This window comes from Hymenobacter sp. DG25A, assembly GCF_001280305.1.
GTDB lineage: Bacteria > Bacteroidota > Bacteroidia > Cytophagales > Hymenobacteraceae > Hymenobacter.
Genome location: NZ_CP012623.1, coordinates 1,919,525 through 1,934,321, shown reverse-complemented (window position 1 = coordinate 1,934,321; position 14,797 = coordinate 1,919,525). Strand labels below are relative to the sequence as shown.

The 14,797-nt window shown below is 58.4% G+C and carries 10 protein-coding genes and 1 other RNA gene; 3 read left to right on the top strand and 8 right to left on the bottom strand.

What is annotated here, in order from left to right:
• Positions 1-82: 82 nt before the first annotated feature.
• Positions 83-1,210: an alanine dehydrogenase gene (gene ald, locus AM218_RS08310; protein WP_054413439.1), complete on the bottom strand. Its 1,128-nt coding sequence runs from the start codon at positions 1,208-1,210 to the stop codon at positions 83-85.
• A 149-nt stretch (positions 1,211-1,359) separates the two neighbouring features.
• Positions 1,360-2,133 (bottom strand): DUF1573 domain-containing protein, encoded by a 774-nt coding sequence (locus AM218_RS16935; RefSeq protein ID WP_071843734.1) that lies wholly within the window; start codon positions 2,131-2,133, stop codon positions 1,360-1,362.
• A 273-nt stretch (positions 2,134-2,406) separates the two neighbouring features.
• Here AM218_RS16935 and AM218_RS08300 point away from each other — a divergent pair, with 273 nt between their 5' ends.
• Entirely contained in the window at positions 2,407-4,824 is a 2,418-nt protein-coding gene (locus AM218_RS08300) for an alpha-ketoacid dehydrogenase subunit alpha/beta (RefSeq protein WP_054413437.1), read from the top strand.
• Positions 4,825-4,898: 74 nt separating this feature from the next.
• Here AM218_RS08300 and AM218_RS08295 read toward each other — a convergent pair whose 3' ends face one another.
• Positions 4,899-5,462 carry a hypothetical protein gene (locus AM218_RS08295; RefSeq protein WP_054413435.1) on the bottom strand — a complete coding sequence of 188 codons (564 nt, stop codon included), beginning with the start codon at positions 5,460-5,462 and terminating at the stop codon, positions 4,899-4,901.
• Positions 5,463-5,558: 96 nt separating this feature from the next.
• Here AM218_RS08295 and AM218_RS08290 point away from each other — a divergent pair, with 96 nt between their 5' ends.
• Together AM218_RS08290 and AM218_RS08285 are read left to right on the top strand one after the other, a co-directional pair.
• Positions 5,559-6,560: an acyl-CoA synthetase family protein gene (locus AM218_RS08290; RefSeq protein WP_054413433.1), complete on the top strand. Its 1,002-nt coding sequence runs from the start codon at positions 5,559-5,561 to the stop codon at positions 6,558-6,560.
• A 43-nt stretch (positions 6,561-6,603) separates the two neighbouring features.
• Complete coding sequence (locus AM218_RS08285) at positions 6,604-8,214, top strand: ArnT family glycosyltransferase (RefSeq protein WP_157547584.1); 1,611 nt, start codon at positions 6,604-6,606, stop codon at positions 8,212-8,214.
• Between the two features lie 96 nt (positions 8,215-8,310).
• Here AM218_RS08285 and AM218_RS08280 read toward each other — a convergent pair whose 3' ends face one another.
• The 5 genes from AM218_RS08280 to AM218_RS08265 all read right to left on the bottom strand — a co-directional run bounded on the left by AM218_RS08280 (position 8,311) and on the right by AM218_RS08265 (position 14,796).
• Positions 8,311-9,537 (bottom strand): S8 family serine peptidase, encoded by a 1,227-nt coding sequence (locus AM218_RS08280; RefSeq protein ID WP_054413429.1) that lies wholly within the window; start codon positions 9,535-9,537, stop codon positions 8,311-8,313.
• A gap of 211 nt (positions 9,538-9,748) precedes the next feature.
• Positions 9,749-10,906, bottom strand: a complete 1,158-nt coding sequence (locus AM218_RS08275) for a sigma-54-dependent transcriptional regulator (protein WP_054413427.1) — start codon at positions 10,904-10,906, stop codon at positions 9,749-9,751.
• Between the two features lie 310 nt (positions 10,907-11,216).
• Entirely contained in the window at positions 11,217-13,856 is a 2,640-nt protein-coding gene (locus tag AM218_RS08270) for a cellulase family glycosylhydrolase (RefSeq protein WP_054413426.1), read from the bottom strand.
• A gap of 76 nt (positions 13,857-13,932) precedes the next feature.
• Positions 13,933-14,335, bottom strand: an RNA gene (gene rnpB / locus AM218_RS16220) — RNase P RNA component class A.
• Complete coding sequence (locus AM218_RS08265) at positions 14,332-14,796, bottom strand: hypothetical protein (protein WP_054413424.1); 465 nt, start codon at positions 14,794-14,796, stop codon at positions 14,332-14,334. Before AM218_RS08265 ends, rnpB begins: the two co-directional genes overlap by 4 nt.
• Position 14,797: the final 1 nt, after the last annotated feature.

Sequence of the window (14,797 nt, the reverse complement as noted above, 5' to 3'; positions counted from 1 at the left end):
AATTAAGAATTGGGCGTTCTGGCAGCTCCATGCCACCAAAACGCCCAATTCTTAATTGCTAATTCTTAATTACTAATTGTAGTTAAGCAACAGCCACTTCCATTACAGACTCTACCGACTCCAGGGGCAGGCCCCAGGCATCAGCAACGCCTTTATACACCACTTTGCCATTCACCACGTTCAGGCCGAGGCGCAGGGCTTCGTCGCGGCGGCAGGCTTCCTGCCAGCCCAGGTTGGCCAGCTTCACAGCGTATGGCAGCGTAGCGTTGGTCAGGGCCAGGGTAGAGGTGTAAGGCACTGCGCCGGGCATGTTGGCCACGCAGTAGTGCACAATATCGTCGATGATGAAGGTAGGATCTTCGTGGGTGGTAGGCTTGCAGGTTTCAATGCAGCCACCCTGGTCCACGGCCACGTCTACCAGCACGGTGCCGGCCTTCATGGTCTTCAGCATGTCGCGCGTGATGAGGTGGGGCGCTTTTGCACCCGGAATCAGGACCGCGCCAATAATGAGGTCGGCGGTTTTCACTGCGGCCCGGATGTTGTACTCGTTGGAGTACTGCGTTACCACGTTTTTGGGCATGAAGTCGTCCAGCTCGCGCAGACGGTTCAGGTTGATGTCCATTACGGTAACCTGAGCCCCCAGACCAGCGGCAATTTTAGCGGCCTGCGTGCCAACAATACCGGCACCCAGTACCAGCACTTCAGCTGGCTTTACGCCGGGTACGCCGCCCAGCAGAATGCCGCGGCCTTTCAGCGGCTTCTCCAGGTACTTGGCGCCTTCCTGCGGAGCCATGCGGCCGGCCACTTCGCTCATCGGGATGAGCAGGGGCAGGGCGCGGCTGGGCAGCTCTACGGTTTCGTAGGCCAGGCACACGGCTTTGCGCTCAATCATGGCGTGGGTCAGCTCCTCGCCGGAGGCAAAGTGGAAGTAGGTGAACAGCAGCTGATTTTCCTTGATGAGGGGATATTCCGAGGCAATCGGCTCCTTCACCTTCACAATCATTTCTGCCTTGCCATATACATCGGCAATAGTAGGCAGAATGGTAGCCCCGGCCTGCTCATATTCGGCGTCCTGGAAACCGCTGCCCAAGCCGGCAGTAGATTGCACGTATACCTCGTGGCCGTGCTTGCGGAATTCGGCTACGCCAGCGGGCGTCAGGCCCACGCGGTTTTCGTTGTTCTTAATTTCTTTCGGTACGCCGATGATCATGGCAGAAAGCTAAGGTGAGGGTGGGTGGAGAAATTTGCTGTTGAAAGCGGGGGCAAAGATAAGTCGGAATTAGATGTGGCGGCACGGTAAAAAAGAAACTGTCATCCGGAGCCCGCTCCGGATGACAGTTATCAGATGGTTTTGCCGGCTTACTTAAAAGGTACCGTGGAGTCACTTTCCTTCACCATGCTGCCGGCGTTCAGGTCCTTTACCACGTTGGCCTTCAGCTTCAGCTTGGTGTCGCCGTTCAGGTCGTTGGAGTTCAGGGTTACCTCATCGGCCATGGCGCCCAGCTTGCGCTGGCTGTAAATCAGCTCCAGCACGGCGCTTTGGCCCGGCTTAATAGGCGCGGGTGTGCTTTTCAAACCCACGCAGTTGCAGCTGCTGGCCAAAGCCCCCAGCACCAGGTCCGATTTGCCGGTGTTGCGCACCGTGAAGCGGGCAATTGGCTGTTGACCGGCTTCCATTTTGCCAAAATCATGCACGGTGCGGTCCAGCACCAGGCGCGGCGACTGCGCCAGCTGGGCCGGCGTCAGGGCCTTTTTCATTTCATCCTTAGCCAGCACCGTGCCCTGAATAGTGAGGGTTTTGCTGGGGGTAGCGGCGTTGCTGGTAATGGTGACGGTTTTGTTGAACACGCCCAGGTGGCCGGTGCTGTTGTACACGGCCTTCACCATGCCGCTTTTGCCGGGCAGCACGGGCGTTTTGGTCCAGTCCGGGGTGGTGCAGCCGCAGCTGGCCCGCACATCATTGATTACAATAGGCTGATTGCCGGTGTTCTTAAACCGAAACTCGTGGGTAGCCTGAGCACCTTCCGCCACTTTACCGAAGTCGTGCAGGTCTTTGTCGAAGGTGATTACGCCCTGTGCGCGGGCGCCCAACGTCAGCAACAGGGCAAACAGTAGTGTGCAAAGATGTTTCATGGCAGTATCAGCCCCAGGTGCGGGCTTTAGAGTGAGGTGAACAAGGAAGGCAGATGGCCGGCGCACCGGGTAGGCCCCCGGTTGAAATGGGCAGCCCGGCAGCGCGCTACTTCAAAGATAGCCAAAAACGCTTTGCGCCCGTACAGGGCAGGAAAAGACCGACGGTTGATGGTCGCGCCCAAATCCGTACTTTTGACCCGCCGACCGGATTAACCGCGGCCGCGGCGGCGCGTTTTTGCCGCACTCATTTCTTCCCCCGCCCACCCGACCCGTATGCCCACCCCTGCATCCGCCGAAATTACCGCTGCCGCTGCGCTCAGCAAAGAAGACCTGCTCCGCGACTATCGTCTGGGCTGGGAAAGCCGCCACGCCTCGCTGGCGGGCCGCAAGGAAGTATTCATGGGCAAAGCCAAATTTGGCATCTTCGGTGATGGCAAAGAGCTGCCCCAGCTGGCCATGGCCCGCGCCTTCCAGAACGGCGACTTCCGCTCCGGCTACTACCGCGACCAGACCTTTATGCTTGCCATTGGCGAGCTGACCCTGCAGCAGTACTTCGCCCAGCTCTACGCCCACCCCGACGTAGAGGCCGAGCCCGCCACCGGCGGCCGCGCCATGAACGGCCACTTTGCTACCCGCCTGCTGGATGAGGACGGCAACTTCAAGCCGCAGACCAACACCAAGAATTCCTCCGCCGATATTTCGCCCACCGCCGGCCAGATGCCGCGCCTGGTGGGACTGGCCTACGCCTCCAAGCTCTATCGCCAGAACCCGGAGCTGCATGACCGCACCGACTTTTCCATCAACGGCAATGAGGTAGCCTTTGGCACCATTGGCAACGCCAGCACCTCCGAGGGCATGTTCTTCGAGGCCCTGAATGCCGCCGGCGTGCTCCAGATTCCGATGCTGATGAGCGTGTGGGACGACCATTACGGCATTTCGGTGCCTGCCGAGTACCAGACCACCAAGCAGAACATCAGCGAAATTCTGATGGGCCTGCAGCGGGAGGGCGAAGGCCAGCAGGGCTTTGAAATTTTTGTGGTGCGCGGCTGGGACTACCCAGCCCTGGTAGACACCTACCAGCGCGCCGCCGAGATGTGCCGCACCCAGCACGTGCCCGTGCTCATTCACGTAACTGAAGTAACCCAGCCCCAGGGCCACAGCACCAGCGGCTCGCACGAGCGCTACAAGAGCAAAGACCGCCTCAGCTGGGAAGAAGCCCACGACTGCATGACCAAAATGCGTGAATGGATGCTCGCCGAAGGCCACGCCACGGAAGAGGAACTCACACAGATTGAGAATGAGAGCCGGGACTTAGTAAAGCAGGCCCGCGTAGCGGCCTGGGACGCTTTCTTCACGCCCATTAAGCAGGAGCGCGACGAAACCGTAGCCCTGCTGAATAAGCTGGTAGCCGAAACCGGCACCGAAAACAGCCTGCACGAGCTGGTAGAGCACCTGGAGCACAACACCACGCCCATTCGGGCTGATTTAGTGCGCACCGTGCGACGCGCCCTGCGCCAGGTACGCAGCCAGCGCAGCGGCGCCCGCCGCGAGCTGCAGAACTGGCTGGAGCAAGCCCTGGCCGAAAACGCCGACCGCTACAACTCCTACCTCTACAGCCAGAGCGAACAGGCTGTTGGCAACATTGAAGTGTTACCCGCTGAGTTTGCTGCCGATGCGCCGATTGTAGACGGCCGTGAGGTGCTGCAGGCCTGCTTCGAAGCCAACTTCCGCCGCGACCCCACCATCTTCGCTATTGGCGAGGACGTGGGCAAGATTGGCGACGTAAACCAGGCCTTTGCCGGCTTGCAGGACAAGTTCGGCGAGCTGCGCGTAACGGATACCGGCATTCGGGAGTGCACCATTGTGGGGCAGGGCATAGGCGCCGCCTTGCGCGGCCTACGCCCCATCACCGAAATCCAGTATCTGGACTACCTGCTTTACGCCATTCAGATTCTCAGTGATGACGTGGCCTGCCTGCAGTACCGTACCAAAGGCGGCCAGAAAGCGCCCCTGATTGTGCGCACCCGCGGCCACCGGCTGGAAGGCATCTGGCACTCCGGCTCACCCATTCAAATGATTCTGGGCTCTATCCGCGGCATGCACCTGTGCGTACCGCGCGACATGACCCAGGCGGCCGGTTTCTACAACACGCTGCTGCGCTCCGATGAGCCGGCCATTGTGATTGAGTGCCTAAACGGCTACCGCCTGAAAGAGCGGATTCCGCAGAACGTGGGCGAGTTTACCGTGCCCCTGGGCATGCCCGAAACCCTGCGCCCGGGTACTGATGTAACGGTAGTCACTTACGGCTCTATGTGCCGCATCGTGATGGATGCTGCCAAGCAGTTGGCCGAGGTGGGTATCTCCATTGAAGTTATCGATGTGCAGACCCTGCTGCCTTTCGACCTGGAGCACGTCATCACGGACAGCATCCGCAAGACCAACCGTGTGCTCTTCGCCGATGAAGATGTGCCTGGCGGCGCTACGGCCTACATGATGCAGCAAGTTTTGGATGAGCAGGATGCCTACCAGTACCTCGACTCCGCGCCGCGCTGCCTGGCCGCCCAGCCGCACCGCCCGCCCTACGGCTCCGATGGCGACTACTTCAGCAAGCCCAACGCGGAAGACGTCTTCGACGTGGTGTATGAGCTCATGCAGGAAACCGACCCCAAGCAGTTCCCGGCTATTTACTAAGCCACAAGAAAAAACGCCCACCCTTTCGACAGCCGAAGGGGTGGGCGTTTGCTTTGGAAACAAGTTGCGGCTCCTCAGGGAATGATGACAGAGGAAGTAGTCACCTTGTTGCTCTCGTGCAGGGCGCGGTCTACAATACTGACTTCAAACCGAACTTCGGAGCCGGAAGGGAAGGCCCCGCGGAAAAATGTCTGCGAAAAATTCAGGTCACCTTTGATAGGTTCTGACCGGTCTGAATTAGTCAGGCGTGGAAAGCGGCTGTCGTATGGAAACGCAAAATCAATGGGCCGGAATACACCATCTTCTCCTTTCAGTAAAGGCTGAAAGAAGTAGTTATTGTAGAAGCGGTTAGGTGTTCTGTTGGGGTCAGTGGAATTTGGATTGTACTGATTGTGAGGCGGGAGCGTGTCGGTAGGGCTCAGGCCCAGGTCACCGTCTCCATCCTTAAAGGATACTGTAACTGTGACGGAATCATAAACACCCGTTACCGGAGATTTACGCTGCAACTTTATTGCTTTGAACTCGATGCTAGGCGTATCCGGATAATCCGGGGGCGTGATACAGGCATTCAAGAGCAGCCCGCAGCTGAGAATCAGCCCTGAGAACTTTAAAAAGCGAAATGTAGCAGTGGTGGCCATACGAATAGAAATACCCTTTAATAGGCGGGAAAAGGTACGGATTCTCAACGAAGCACCCCGTACTTTGTTGCTTTCCCAAAACCCAGTTGTACGCTAATGAGTTTCCGCCAGCAGCATCTACAGGCGTTGGATAGTTTAACCCCGGCTTCTTTTAAAGATGCCGCGCTGGCGCTTTTCCGGCATCAGGCCGCGCATTGCTCGCCCTACCGGGAGTATCTGGCGCAGTTGGGCCGCCACCCGCAAGAGGTTCGGCAGCTCACCGACATTCCGTTTCTGCCCATTGAGTTCTTTAAAACCCACGAGGTGCGTACGCTGCCGCTGGAGTGGGAGCCCCAGGAATTGTATCTCAGCAGTGGCACCACGCTGCAGCAGCGCAGCCGGCATTTTGTGCGCGAACCGCAACTGTACCGGCACAATGCCGCCCGCATTTTTGAGCAGTATTACGGCCCGCTGACTGACTGGATTTTCCTGGCTTTGCTGCCTTCCTATCTGGAGCAGGGGCACTCCTCGTTGGTGGCCATGGTGGAGCATTTTGCGGCCGCCTCCGGGCAGCAGCAACCGGCTTTTTTCCTGCGCAATCATGCCGCGCTCCTTCAGGCGCTAAGTGAGGCGAAGCAAGTGCCCGGCCGCCGCATTATGCTCATCGGGGTATCGTATGCGCTGCTGGATCTGGTGGCTGAATATGCCGACGACGCGGCTTTGCAAAACCTCACGGTGCTGGAAACCGGCGGCATGAAAGGGCGTCGGCGCGAAATGATTCGGGAAGAATTGCATGGGGAATTGCAGCAGGCCTTTGGCCCGGCCGGCATTCATTCCGAATACGGCATGACGGAGCTGCTCTCCCAGGCCTACAGCCTCGGCGACGGCCGTTTCCACGCGCCCACGCAGCTGCGCATCCTCCTCCGCGACCCATCCGACCCTTTCTCCCTCAGCGAAATCCGCCCCGATGGCGCCATCAACGTAATAGACCTGGCCAACATAGACAGCTGCGCTTTCATCGAAACCAAGGACCTAGCCCGTATGCACCCCGATGGCTCTTTTGAAGTGCTGGGTAGAATGGATAATTCAGATATTCGCGGATGCAACCAGATGGCCTAACGCTACGCCTGTTTGCCTCTTCCCTCGCCACCGCCCGATTTTTATGCCCCCAGATTTGCAGAGTGACGCCTGGCGGATTTGGATAGTGGGCGGCTTCTTTGGGCTGCTGGTGCTGCTGGGCCTGCTGGTGCACAACGACTACGGTATTTCCACAGATGAGCCGGCCCACCACATGCACGGCATGGTGAACGTGAAGTACGTGGCTGACATGGTAGCCCCCGAGCTGGCCCGCCGTCAGCCTCAATATGCCCGGATTCCGCCCCTGCAAGGCTATTTCGATAACGGCCACGGCGTGCTGTTTGAAATACCGGTGAGCCTGCTGAGCCCACTACTAGCCCATGGCGACTCGGCCGTATACTACCGTATTCGCCACTTGCTGATCTTCCTGGTGTTTGTGGTTGGCGTGTGGGCGCTCTACCGGCTAGCGGAGCTGCGCTTCAGCAACTGGCGGTGGGGGTTGGTGGCGGCCAGTGCCCTGGTGCTCTCGCCCCGGCTGTTTGCGGAGGCTTTCTACAACGCCCAGGACGGCGTGTTTATGGCCCTTTTTGCAGTTGCCATGTTCACCCTGGTCCGGCTGACACAGCGGCCCACCGCCGGGCGGGTGCTACTCCACAGTATGGCCTGCGCCGCGGCCATTGATGTCCGTATTCTGGGTGTTCTGCTGGTGGCTTTCACGGTGGGGTGGCTGGGATGGCAGCTGATTTTTCCGGCCGAGCAGGGGCTGTCGCGCCGACGGTTGCTGCAGTATATTGGACTTTATCTGACTGCTACGGCCGTGGTGGTGGTAGCTGGCTGGCCGTATCTGTGGGAAAATCCGGTGGGCCATTTTTTGTATGCCTTCCAACGGCTGAGCCGCTACCCCTGGGAGGGCCGTAACTTTTACCTGGGCGAGCTGAAGCCCGGCAGTGCCACGCCCTGGCATTATGCACCCGTCTGGATTGCTATTACCACTCCCTGGCCTTATCTGGCAGCCGCGCTGGCCGGGCTGGTTATCTGGCTTAGAAACCTGATGCGCAGCCCCCGACAGTTAAGGAGCTGGGTGGGGCAGTTTGATGCCATGGTGGTAGCCTGGCTATTGGGGCCGTTGCTTATCGTCATTGTCCTTCACTCGGCGCTGTATAATGGCTGGCGACATATGTACTTCGTTTATCCGGCGCTGCTTCTGCTGGGCGTGGGCGGGGTGCGCGCCGTATTGTTTTGGGCCCGGCACCGCCCGGCAAGGCGTTTGGTGCAGTATGTGGTGGCGGGGAGCCTGCTGGCCGGCATGCTGCACACCGCCTACCGCATGGTGCAGGACCATCCACAGCAGCAGGTCTATTTTAGCCTGGTTCCTTCTGCCGTGGTAGCCAGGCAGTTCGACCGCGACTATTGGGGACTATCCTATCGGACGGGGCTGGAGTGGCTGCTGACCACTGATTCTTCGGCCCGCATCCGGGTTGGCTCTCCGCGCAGCGACCTGCTCTACCACAACTCCCTGATCCTGCCCGTTGCCCAGCGCCAACGCTTGCAGTTGGTGAGCCCGCCCTACGCGCCCGGTACCTACGTGCTGACCAATTACGCCCGCTATGGCCTGCAGGCCAGCGACACACTCGGCCGCAAGGTGTATGACCTGCACGTGCATGACTTGCCCACGCTCGGGATTTTTCGCCGCTGAGAGGCAGGCAAAACCCATATAAAAAAGCCTGACCAAATCCGGTCAGGCTTTTTTATGATTCTGTGTGTCACTGCTCTTTGGCAAGCGCCCTTATATCTACAAATGCGCAATCGGGTCAGGCTTGCCGTCGGGGTCTGCCTTCACGTAGCCGTTGCGGGTAAAGCTCTTGCCGCGCATCAGCAGTACCCCGGCCATATGTGGGGTAGCCATAGAAGTGCCACTCATGGTAGCGTACTGGCCGCCTTTGTAAGTAGATGTGATGCTCACGCCGGGCATGCAGTAGTCTACCGGCGGGTTGCCGAAGCAGGAGAACGAGGCCCAGGTATCCAGGTTGTTCATAGCTGAGATAGTGAATACATTGGCGTTGTTCACGCGGGCCGGGGAGTGCAAGGTGGCGCTTTTGGCATCGTTGCCGGCGGCCACGGCGAACAGGATGCCTTTGTTGGCGGCGCGGGTTACGGCGTCGTCCAGGGCCTGGGAAGTACCACCCCCCAGACTCATGTTGGCCACTTCACCGGCTTTGCCATTAGCCGACACATAGTCGATGCCGGCAATGACGCCGGAGGAGGTGCCGCTGCCATCGGCGGCCAGTACTTTAACGGCTACTACGGTAGCTCCAGAAGCCACGCCAATTACGCCTACCAGGTTGTTTTTGGCGGCAATGGTGCCGGCTACGTGGGTGCCGTGGCCGTTGCCATCATTGGCCGTGGTTGCATCGGTGCCGGAGGTGATGAACGTGCGGCTGCGGGTTTTGTCTACCGTCAGGTCAGGGTGGGTCAGGTCGATGCCTGTGTCGATAATCCAGGCTACTTTGCCCACGCCGCTGCCGTAGCCTACGCGCTTAATACCGTAGGGAATGGATTGTGTGGAGGTAGTGGTGGTAGTGCCGGTAGTTTGCTCTATGGTGATAACCTGGTCGGCTTCTACATAAGCTACGCTGGCATCCTGGGCCAGCTGGGCAGCTTCGTCGGCCGTTAGCTCAGCGGAGAAGCCGCGCAGGGCGTGTCCGTAGGCGCGGTCTACTTTCTCAGGCCGCAGGCCGCGCTTACGCAGCAGGCCTTGAGCCACTCCCTTCACCTTCTTGATTTTTTCCTCGTAGGCTTCGTTGCCCAGGGCCACGCTGCCGTCTTTCAGCACCACAATGTAGCGGCCGGGAATTACCTGGCCTACGGCTTTAGCATCGGCAGAAGCGCTAACGGTACCGGAAATAGCCGGCTCGGCGGGAGCTACGGTGTCTTTGGCGCAGCCGGCCAGCAAAGCTATGCTCAGCGTGGCCGCACTTACTACGGTTCCTACCCGGAAATTCAGCAAGGATTTCGACATGAAATGGGATTAGGGTGATAGAAAAACACTAATTCTGCACGGAATTAACCTCTACGTGGCCTCAGGCGCTTGAAAAGGTGCAATTCGCCATTTTGTTTTCTTCAGACAGCAACCTAATCCCAATGGTTCCGTAGCGCTTTCCTGAAAAAGCAAAACGCCCCTGCCGGTGGAAGGCAAGGGCGTTGGAAATCAAAGAATAAGCTTTAGTGATTTATTTGCCGGCATAGGCTTTGGCATCCTCCTCGGTTATGGTGTCGTCGCTCATGATAACCAGGCGCTCTACCACGTTGCGCAGCTCCCGGATGTTGCCGCGCCAGTCCAGACCCTGCAGGTACTTCAGGGCAGCGTCGTCTATTTTCTTGGGCTTGTTGCCGTAGTCGTTGGCAATGTCCTGCAGGAATTTCTGCACCAGCTCCGGAATGTCCTCGCGCCGCTCGTTGAGGGACGGTACTTTGATCAGGATAACGGAGAGGCGGTGGTAGAGGTCTTCGCGGAAGTTGCGCTCGGCAATTTCGTGCTGCAGGTCTTTGTTGGTAGCAGCCAGCACGCGCACGTTCACGGAAATTTCCTTTTCGCCGCCCACGCGGGTAATCTTGTTTTCCTGCAGAGCACGCAGCACTTTGGCCTGGGCCGAAAGGCTCATGTCGCCGATTTCGTCCAGGAACAGCGTGCCGCCATCGGCCTGCTCAAACTTGCCGATGCGCTGCTTTACCGCTGAGGTAAACGAGCCTTTCTCGTGCCCGAACAGCTCCGACTCAATCAGCTCCGAGGGAATAGCGGCGCAGTTTACCTCCACCAGGGGGCCGTTGTTCCGGTTGCTGAGCTCGTGCAGCTGCCGGGCCACCATTTCCTTACCCGCGCCGTTGGGGCCGGTAATAAGCACGCGGGCATCCGTAGGAGCCACCTTCTCAATAGCCTTGCGCACAGCTTCCAGGGCCTTGGAAGAGCCCACCATTTCGGAGCTCTTGGCCACTTTCTTCTTCAGCGTTTTGGTTTCGGCTACCAGCTTGGTGCGGTCCAGGGCGTTGCGCACGGTCACCAGCAGGCGGTTGAGGTCTGGTGGCTTTTGCAGGAAGTCGTAGGCGCCTTTCTTGGTGGCATCCACGGCCATTTCCACGTTGCCGTGGGCCGAGACCATGATGAAAGCGGCATCGGGGGCTACAATGCGGGCGCGCTCCAGCACCTCAATGCCATCCATCTTGGGCATTTTGATGTCGCAGAGCACTACATCGTACTTGTCTTTTATGAGCATATCCAGGCCGGTGGGGCCGTCCTCGGCCTGATCTACCTGGTAATTTTCGTATTCCAGAATCTCCTTGAGGGTATTCCGGATGGCTTTTTCGTCGTCAATTATGAGAATGCGGGGCATGTGCGGAGAAAGAGCGAATGAAGGAAATCAAAGTAACGAAAAGCCAGCCGCAAACAGGTGACTCTTCGCCGGAAACCCGGATGAATGTTAAAGAAGCTATTTAGGAATATGCCCAAAGTACTCCGGAACGTCATGTCGAGCGGAGCCGAGACATCTCGCGTGCTGACGTTGCTATACTAATTACCACACTAGCGAGATGTCTCGGCTACGCTCGACATGACGTTCTTTCGACCTCCTGAATAGTTTCAATGTAGTATGCTTACCAGCAGGTTCTACGCTTTTCAGGGAAAGAGTTGTGGCCTGCCAACTATCAGCGGAGCACTATCGATTCAAAATCCAGGAAAGGGCGGGCATCGGAGCCGGTGGCAGTACTGGGGTGAAGCAGCACCTGTAACACTTCTACTTCGGCAAGCGGCAGCGTGGCCGGGCCGGGAGCCTGGAAGGTGAAGGGCAGAAAGCCGGGGTAGGGGCGCGGCAATAGCACCTGGCTCCCCGGCTGGAAGGAGCTGAGCGGCACGCTTACTTCCTGCATATCAGCGCCTAGCTCTACGTTGGCCACGTAGGCGGCAGCATCCCGGGTAATAAGTACCAGTTGTACGCGGCCGGCGCCGGCGCCTTTCCGGCCCCGTACTACCAACTCCTTTATGTTAGCTAAGTCGCTGGCGCGGAGAGTCAGCCGGTCGCGGAAGTAGGTGCGGAGGAAGGCAATGGGGGCATTAGCAGGGGTGGTGGGGGCTGCCGCGCTGGTAGCGGGTGGGCTTTGCCTCAGGCGCAGGGCTATGGCGCCGGTTGGGGTGGTTACGTAATCGGCCCAGCCGCCACCGGTTATACCGCCGGCTTCTATCCTGGGCTGGTCCTGGGCGGCCTGGAACAGCGGCAGGGCGGCATCAGCTGCCACTATGGGCGCTTCCCAGTATTCCCGAGGCACAAAGTCCCAGTCTTTGGGCGAGCCGGTAAGGGGGCCGGGGAAAGTGGTGCTCTTGTCCTGGTGTTTTACTACCACCCAATAGCGCAGCAAGCCGGGGTACAGCTGCTCGGCTGGCACGGTAGCTTCGGCAGTGGTCAGGGTAAGGCGGCGCATGGGCAGCGTGCGGGTAGGGCCGTAGAAGTGCTGCGCCACCAGCAGCACGGAGTCAGCGGCCTCCACCCCCGCAATGGTAGCCTGCAGCGTAGCTGCCCGGCCAGCCTGCAGCTGCGCCGGGGCCGTGTGCACTACCTGCACCTGCTGGGTAGTGGGGGCTGGGGCCACAAACTCGCCCAGCTGGATGGCACCCAGCCTGGTTTGCGCGGTGAAGGAACCGGTGTTTTTGCCCCGGGTCGCTACCAGGTACACGCCTGGCTGCAGGCGCACGGTGCCGTTGCTGGCCTGAGCCTGCAAGGTGTTGCCCTGGTTCAGGCCGCGCACCATGAAATCTGCCCCTAAACCAGGCAGCGAAAGGCGCATGGGCTGGGTGTTCCAGAAGATGTGCGTGACGGTCTGGCGCAGGGAGGTTTTGTCAAACGGGTCGCGCACGGCAATGGCATCAGGCATCACTTCCAGCCGCCACACGCCGTTGGCCAGGCGGTCCAGAAAGTAAGCGCCGGTGCCTTCATAATTCACTACTGCCGAGGAGCCCGTGCCAGCTACGCGGCGCAGCGCTGCTGGTTTGCGTGGCCTGGTAGTAGTAGTGCCGGTGTACAGAAATTCCTCGTCAGCATTCAGCTCGCTCAGGCCGGCGCGGTAGCTCACCCGGAAGTTGTTGAACACGGAATCTTTGGGGAAGGCAGGAAATTGCTGGTCACGCTTTACCTGCCGGAAAACCCGGCCCGCAATCAGCAGGCTGATAGCTTTGGCTGGCGTGTAGGCTAGGTTCAGGTAGTGCGTCTGGTACTCGGTGTTGGCGTAGGCAATGGCCAGCGGATCGTAAGCAAACTGGGTGGCCCACTGGAAGCCTGCGCCCCGGAAGCTGCGCGCCATCATGGGGTACATCAGCGGCTGCAAAATATCACCGGATTCAAACTCATACACTAGGCGGGGCTTGCTGGTAAAGCGTGGGTCCTGGCGGTACGGAGTGGGGTACTGCTGTACATACGGCAAGGGGTTGCCGCGCAGCGTGTGCCCGTTTACCAGCCCCGAGGGGTACCACTGAAAGGTGAAGCCATCGACTGGGCTGCTGAGAATGGCGTTGGCCACCGCCGGGCTTTCGGCAATGTTGTAGAAGATGGGCTTGCGGTAACCGGTAGCCCGCATGGCTGCCACCATGCGCTGCACAAAGCTGCTTACTTCCGCTTCGGGCTGGCTGTAGTGTGGCTCGTTGCACACCTCGTAGGCAATGATGTCAGGGTCCTCGCGGTTGAGCTGCTTGGTGTAGGGGTTGCGGTGGTTGAGGAACTGCGTGAGGTAGTTTTCCTGAGCCTTAATGGCGCGCGGAATCCGGTAGGCTTTGTTCTTGGGATAAATGCTGGAGAAGCCCGTCATGGCCGTGTCGGGCTCGGGGTAGCCGTTGCCCCAGTAGGCAATGGGCGTAAGCAGGATTTTGATGTTGCGCTGCTTGAGCTTCTGAATCAGGTAATCAAAGAGGCGCAGGTGCTCGTTGTCCAGCAGGTTGCCGGCCGTGTCGGTTATTTCCACGTCCCAGACGTGCACCCGAAACGCATCAATGCCCAATCGGGAAAGGTGGTACACATCCTGGTCGATGGCCTGCTCCAGATTTACGCCCAGCTTTTTGTGCGCGCGGTAGGAGTAGGCAAAGGGCGTGGTGTAGTTCACCCCAAACAGGGCTACTTCCTGCCGGCTGCCCTGCCAGCGAATGACCCCGGCGGGGTCAATATAAATATCGGCGGTAGCGGGTGGGGCTTTTTGGGCGTAGGCTTTGGGCAGACCCAGGGTCAGAAAAAGGCCAGCCAGTAGATAGAATAGATAACTTTTACGGGGAAGGCCAACCGACCTGGAAGGGAATAAATAATTCATGAGCGAAAGCTACGCGAAGAAACACTGGGCTACAACGCAGAACGGCCGCCGCAGGATTGTGCGACGGCCGTTTGCTGTGGGTGATGAGTCTATAAGCCGGGTTTTGTCCGCGTTGCCGCGGCCCCACCATTTATCTAGGCCAGTCCTCGCGGAAAGGCTCCATCAACCTACCCGCTGGCGCCGGACGAGCCGCCCGGTGCAGGCCCGAAGGCCCACGTACCAGCTTATTTGGTCTTTCAACCCCTGAGGTTTACCCAGCCGACACGGTTGCCCGGCCGCTGGTGCGCTCTTACCGCACCTTTTCACCCTTACCGGCGGCCCCGAGGGGCCACGTAGGCGGTAGTTTTCTGTGGCACTGGCTGTCCTGGCTTGCTTTACGCTCACCAGTCCTTCCCGTTAGGAAGCAGGGTGCTCTGCGTTGCCCGGACTTTCCTCGTCGCCCTACTTGCGTAAGGCGCCGCGGTGGGGCGACCCATCACGGGGCAAAGGTACTAGTTTGGAGCTTGAAATTTTTGAAGCTCTTCTTTTTGGAAAGCCTGTCTAGCTCTTTAGCCATATCACTGAAATCTTCAACAATGGGGCTACATTGATTTATCCAAGAGCTATCAATTAGAAATAAATATTTGCCCCCTTTCACTAGAACTGATAGGTCATCATAGCGGGGTGTACTTTTCAATTGAATTGTATCTGGGCTGATACCTCGCCATATTCTATCAGGCAATTTATAGGTATTAACTTTTATTGAGTCATGAGAAAGGTCGCTTTTTTCTTTTGTCGTTGATACATTCAATAAAGTGGCTGAAAATATCATTGAAGCGGACTCAACATCATGCTTCAAATAATTAACAGAGTAAGGAATGCAAGTGGTGAATTTTTGGGGTTGATAGGAGCTTAGACTAAAAACCAAGAACAAAATTTGAGGGAAGAGCAAAACACTCATA

Excerpts from the sequence above, each read along its gene's own strand:
- ald (WP_054413439.1), bottom strand. The coding sequence starts at position 1,210 with ATGATCATCGGCGTACCGAAAGAAATTAAGAACAACGAAAACCGCGTG.
- AM218_RS16935 (WP_071843734.1), bottom strand. The coding sequence starts at position 2,133 with ATGAAACATCTTTGCACACTACTGTTTGCCCTGTTGCTGACGTTGGGC.
- AM218_RS08300 (WP_054413437.1), top strand. The coding sequence starts at position 2,407 with ATGCCCACCCCTGCATCCGCCGAAATTACCGCTGCCGCTGCGCTCAGC.
- AM218_RS08295 (WP_054413435.1), bottom strand. The coding sequence starts at position 5,462 with ATGGCCACCACTGCTACATTTCGCTTTTTAAAGTTCTCAGGGCTGATT.
- AM218_RS08290 (WP_054413433.1), top strand. The coding sequence starts at position 5,559 with ATGAGTTTCCGCCAGCAGCATCTACAGGCGTTGGATAGTTTAACCCCG.
- AM218_RS08285 (WP_157547584.1), top strand. The coding sequence starts at position 6,604 with ATGCCCCCAGATTTGCAGAGTGACGCCTGGCGGATTTGGATAGTGGGC.
- AM218_RS08280 (WP_054413429.1), bottom strand. The coding sequence starts at position 9,537 with ATGTCGAAATCCTTGCTGAATTTCCGGGTAGGAACCGTAGTAAGTGCG.
- AM218_RS08275 (WP_054413427.1), bottom strand. The coding sequence starts at position 10,906 with ATGCCCCGCATTCTCATAATTGACGACGAAAAAGCCATCCGGAATACC.
- AM218_RS08270 (WP_054413426.1), bottom strand. The coding sequence starts at position 13,856 with ATGAATTATTTATTCCCTTCCAGGTCGGTTGGCCTTCCCCGTAAAAGT.
- AM218_RS08265 (WP_054413424.1), bottom strand. The coding sequence starts at position 14,796 with ATGAGTGTTTTGCTCTTCCCTCAAATTTTGTTCTTGGTTTTTAGTCTA.